The 4,733-nt window shown below is 65.3% G+C and carries 5 protein-coding genes; all 5 read left to right on the forward strand.

What is annotated here, in order from left to right:
- A partial coding sequence (locus ACM9LZ_RS25560) for a universal stress protein (RefSeq protein ID WP_416622323.1) occupies positions 1 to 468 on the forward strand: 468 nt, incomplete at its 5' end.
- 133 nt (positions 469 to 601) lie between these two features.
- Positions 602 to 1,174, forward strand: coding sequence for a recombinase family protein (locus tag ACM9LZ_RS25565; RefSeq protein ID WP_416622324.1), 573 nt, complete (start codon positions 602 to 604; stop codon positions 1,172 to 1,174).
- A gap of 72 nt (positions 1,175 to 1,246) precedes the next feature.
- Entirely contained in the window at positions 1,247 to 1,468 is a 222-nt protein-coding gene (locus ACM9LZ_RS25570; protein WP_416622325.1) for a hypothetical protein, read from the forward strand.
- A gap of 222 nt (positions 1,469 to 1,690) precedes the next feature.
- The gene (locus ACM9LZ_RS25575; RefSeq protein WP_416622326.1) at positions 1,691 to 1,876 is read left to right on the forward strand and encodes a hypothetical protein; all 186 of its coding nucleotides are present in this window, start codon (positions 1,691 to 1,693) and stop codon (positions 1,874 to 1,876) included.
- A 433-nt stretch (positions 1,877 to 2,309) separates the two neighbouring features.
- A complete protein-coding gene (locus ACM9LZ_RS25580) occupies positions 2,310 to 4,679 on the forward strand; it encodes a hypothetical protein (protein ID WP_416622327.1) in 2,370 nt (789 codons plus the stop codon).
- Positions 4,680 to 4,733 lie beyond the last annotated feature (54 nt).

Here is a 4,733-nt window from a genome sequence, read left to right on the forward strand (position 1 = left end):
GAGGCGGCGGATTTCGCCAAGCTACACCTGGGTTCCAACCTGGAGCGGGTGGTGCGCACCAGCCGTAAGCCGGTGCTGGTGGCGTCCCGTGCCTTCAAGCCGGTGGAACGGTTCCTGGTCGCTTATGATGGCGGCACCAGCATCCTGAAGGCTATCCGCCATATCGCGGGCGGCGAGCTGTTTCGGGGCTTGGAATGCCGCATGCTGATGGTGGGGGACGACAATCCGGGCAACCGCCATGGGCTGGAGGCGGCGGCCGACATCCTGCGCGGGTCGGGCCATGCGGTCAGCACCGCCATCAAGCCCGGGCAGCCCGACGAGGTGATCGCCCGCCATGCTGAGGACGCTGACATCAACCTGCTGGTCATGGGGGCCTATGGCCATTCAAGGCTGCGCACGCTGATCATCGGCAGCACGACAGCGGAGATGGTCCGGTCTTGTCTTATCCCGGTCATGCTGTTCCGGTAATTGATCGCCAGCGATGTGGCCGTCAAAGGATCCTTTGGCGGCCACCCCCCAAACTGTCCGTCTATTGCCATTTACAATCACTTTCCGGACACTTAGATTGCCGGACAAGTTTACGGACAAAAGGCGGACGGCGATGGCCGAAATCGGGTATGCGCGCGTCTCATCCAGCGAACAGGAGCTTGCCCTCCAGCTCGATGCCCTGGCCAGGGCCGGTTGCACCCGCATCTTTGAGGACAAGGCCTCCGGCGCCCGGACCGACCGGCCAGGTCTGGAAACCGCCCTGTCCTTCCTGCGGGAGGGGGATGTTCTGGTTGTCTGGAAACTGGACCGGCTCGGTCGGTCACTCCCCCACCTGGTCGAGACAATTACAGTGCTTGAGGCACGGGGCATCGGCTTTCGGTCGCTGACCGAAGCCATCGACACCACCACATCCGGCGGCCGGCTGATCTTCCATATCTTCGGGGCACTCGGACAGTTTGAACGGGACCTTATCCGGGAACGAACCCGCGCCGGCCTGGATGCCGCCATCGCCCGTGGGCGACGTGGTGGCCGGAAGCCCGTCGTTACCGACGACAAGCTGAGGCGCGCGAAAGCTCTGATTGCCCAGGGCCTGACAGTTCGTGAAGCCGCCGCCAGGGTTAAGGTCGGGAAAACAGCGCTCTACGCGGCGATGGACAAGGTTTCCGACACCGAAACGGGCTGCTGAAAACGCCGTTCGCCCTATGTTCGCGCGAACCGGACAATATGATCACTTTCGTGTCCGGACCCCTATCTGTCGGTGCTGATCATCCTGGCGCGCTGTGCCATCGGTCTGGTCCGGCGCCGGCGCAACCAGATTTTCCCGGCCGTGGCGCTGGCGGCGACAACCCTGCTGGGCCTGCACGGGGTTGTGGATTTCAGCCTGCAGATGCCCGCCGTCGCCGCCACCTATGCCTTCCTGCTGGGCCTGGGCTTTGCCCAATCCTTCCCCGGCGAAGAGGGGAAGCGGCCACGAAAGTGATCATATTCTCCGGCGCCATTATCACCCAAAGACAGCTACCGGGGCTGTTTCCGGTCATGAGAAAGGACCGTATTCAGACGCGGACGATCAGGCCTGAGGCGGGGCGGTTAGCCGCTGTCGCTGGCGGGATAAAACTCCCCGGAAGTGGCGAATGAAAAGTCCCCAGTTTTGGCAGAGGGATGGTTTCGCGATACGATGAATGAGCGATCTCAGGAGCGCAGGATGCGCGTGACGGTAACGACATCGGGCAGTGAACAGACCGCCTCTGTCACGCCCGGAAAGCCCCGCTTCACGTTCGACGAACTGGGGGCCGGGATGCGGCCGGATAACCAGCCTGAAGAGCAATTTGACGACCGGCCGGTGGGCACCGAACGGGTCGAATGGGACGGGCCGCGCCCCCCCGAATGACATCCGCCGGCGAGGGTGCCGGCGGTGCGGCACGGGTGATTTTCAGGGCGCGCTGAATACCCACTTATCCCGATTTCCGAACGGTCGATAAAACCCGTCGCAAAGGGTCATTTATCACACCCGATGCAGCTACCGCTGTGCCATAATATATTGTTTTATATAGGGTCGAGCGTATTCTTTAAGAATACAAAACCGTATTCTCGCGTATTCTGGGCTGATTCTAATATATCGGATAGATAAATAAACCCAGAATTGTCTGGTCCGAGATCGTCATGTTTGAGGGCCCTTCTGTCTCCGGGCGAGGTATTTAGGCTCCATGTCGTAAATGCCGACTTGGAAGCCTCCATAGCGCCGACGATCGCGTCCCCGGATGCACTGCCGGCGCGGGCCGACCGCCGACAGCAGGGGTGTGACTTGACCGGCAATGACAGGCTTGGTCAAGAACGTCGCGATGGGCGACAATGCCGGTCCCCGTCCCGCCAAGCATGATCCCCCCATGGACCTGTCTTTCCTGTTGCAACACAATCCCCTGCTGGTGTCGTTCGATGTATTCGACACACTGCTGCTACGCCGTTTGGAGCCACCGACGGCGCTGTTCGAGCAGGTGGGCGCACGGGCGGTCGCTGCCGGCCTGGTCGACCCCGCCTTGTCACCTTCCCTGTTCCGTCTGGCCCGGCAGGAGGCGGAAGGGCGGGCGCGTACCAAGGTGCCGGGCGGAGAGGTGGATCTGGCCGCCATCCATGCCGAACTGTCCCTGGGCGATCCGGCCAACCTGGCGGCACTGGAACTGGCCGTGGAGGCGGAGATGGTCTTCGCCAATCTCCTGCTGGTGCCCGTGCTGAAGGATTTGGCAGCAGCCGGCATTCCCGTGGTGCTCCTGTCCGACATGTATCTGGCACCGAACGACCTTGCCGATCTGCTGACCAGAGCCGGAATCAGACCCGATCTCTATCGCCGTCTCTATGTCTCCAATGCCGAGGGCGTGTCCAAGGCGGGGGGCGGCCTGTTCGCCCGGCTGGTGGCAGATCATCCCGACATTCCACCCGACCGGATTCTGCATCTGGGTGACGATCCGTTGGGTGACGTGGCCATGGCGCGGGCGGCGGGATTGCAGGCCATCCATTATGTTCCCGGCCCCGGCCTCGCCATGCTGCGCGAGCGTGAACGCGCTGTGGCCGGCCTGGGTGGGGCTGGCGGGGATGGTCTGGCCCCGCGCCGGGCGGTAGCCCTGGCAGGGTTGGGGGATGTGCCCGCCGATGCCCCCGCTTTGGAATTCGGCGCCTTGGTCTTCGGCCCGGCCATCGCCGAATATTGCCGCTGGGTGGTGGATCAATGCCGGCACCAGTGCATCACCCGCATCGCGCCGTTGATGCGGGAAGCGGTGTTGTTTGCCCCGATTCTGGAGGATTGTATCGCCCGCACGGGCGGCGGCATCACGGTGACGCCAGTCTTCGTGTCGCGTCAGGCGCTGCTGCCGCTGGAACTGGCGGATATGGACGCAAATGTCGCCCGCCGCCTGTTGGGCGCCCGCCCCCACCTTCCTTGGGATCGGCTGCTGACCCTTGTCGGCGGCATTGTGCCGGACGACCTGACCCCGTGGGTCGGCCTGACCCTGGAAGCGCTTCTGGCAACCCCCGCCGCCGGCCCGACCTTGGCCCTGTTCGATGATCCGAACCTGCGCGCAGCGGCCGCTGAACGGGCCACACAGGCACGGCAGTTGCTGCTGGATTATCTCGATCCGCTGCTCGGGCCGGAACCCGTCGCTCTGGTCGATCTCGGGGCGCGCGGCAGCACGCCTGCCGCCTTGATCCGGCTGCTGCCCGACGGGCGGCGGCGCTGTCGGATTTTCCTGGCCTATGCCGTGGCCGATATCGCCGGCCCTCTGGCCGAGGGTATCGCCATCCAGGTCTATGCCGGCCAGGACGCAGCGGGCCAGACCCTGGGCCGTGTTCTTTATCGCAGCCCACAAATTCTGGAACGTGCCCTGACCGGTTTGCACGGCACCACCCTGGGCCATGTCCGCAAAGCCGACGGGCAGGTTGACCCCGTGGTGGCCGACCCGCCGGCGCAAGGGACGGAAAGACGAACCCTGGCCCTGCTGCAGGAAGGCATCCGCCGCTATGCCGGCCTGATGGGTGCCGCCTGGCCGCCTGATGCCCCACCGGTGCCGGGTGCCGCGGCCCTGCTGCCCTTGACGGCCGCGCTGCTGCGCCCGACGCCGGCGGAGGCGTCCCTGCTGGGTGCGCTTGCCTATGACCAGAATGACGGGACGGAGGGGGAGCGGGTGATCTGCGACGCCACGGCGCTGGAGGCCGTGCGTCCGCTGGCTGGGTTGGCCGGTGGTCCCGTGCTGTCACTGGCCTTGGGCTTGCGCCCTTCTCTGGCCCCCTGGCCGCAGGGCGCCCTGGTTCGCCACGATCCCGGCATCTTCCAACGCCCATCCGATCTCCTGGCCCTGGAGGGCGGACATGGGCCCGTCTGCCGGGCGCTGGTGGAGCGGTTGCGGGAAGGCGGGATCGAAAGGTTCGGCATTCTTGCCGTGGGCGGTGAGGGCGGCATGGGGCCCGACTTCATCCGCACCGCCCGCGCCGCCGGGCTGGAACCGGTGGCCTATGCCGATCTGATGGATCATCTGGCGCCGGCACCGCTGTTCCACGGGGTGCCGGTACGCCCCCTGGCGGAGATGCGGACGGCCGGATTGCCCCTGGTGCTGGTCACGCTCGGCTATGCGGCCCGGCTGACCGCTCTGATGCAGGAAGGGGGGGACGAGAACCCGCCCCTGATCGCTCTGCTGCCGAGTTGATCCGCCCCTCTGATCCAGTGCGGCCGGCACCGGCTCATTCGCCGCTGCCGCGGC

Source organism: Niveispirillum fermenti (genome assembly GCF_048066175.1).
In the GTDB taxonomy this organism is placed as follows: Bacteria; Pseudomonadota; Alphaproteobacteria; order Azospirillales; family Azospirillaceae; genus Niveispirillum; species Niveispirillum fermenti.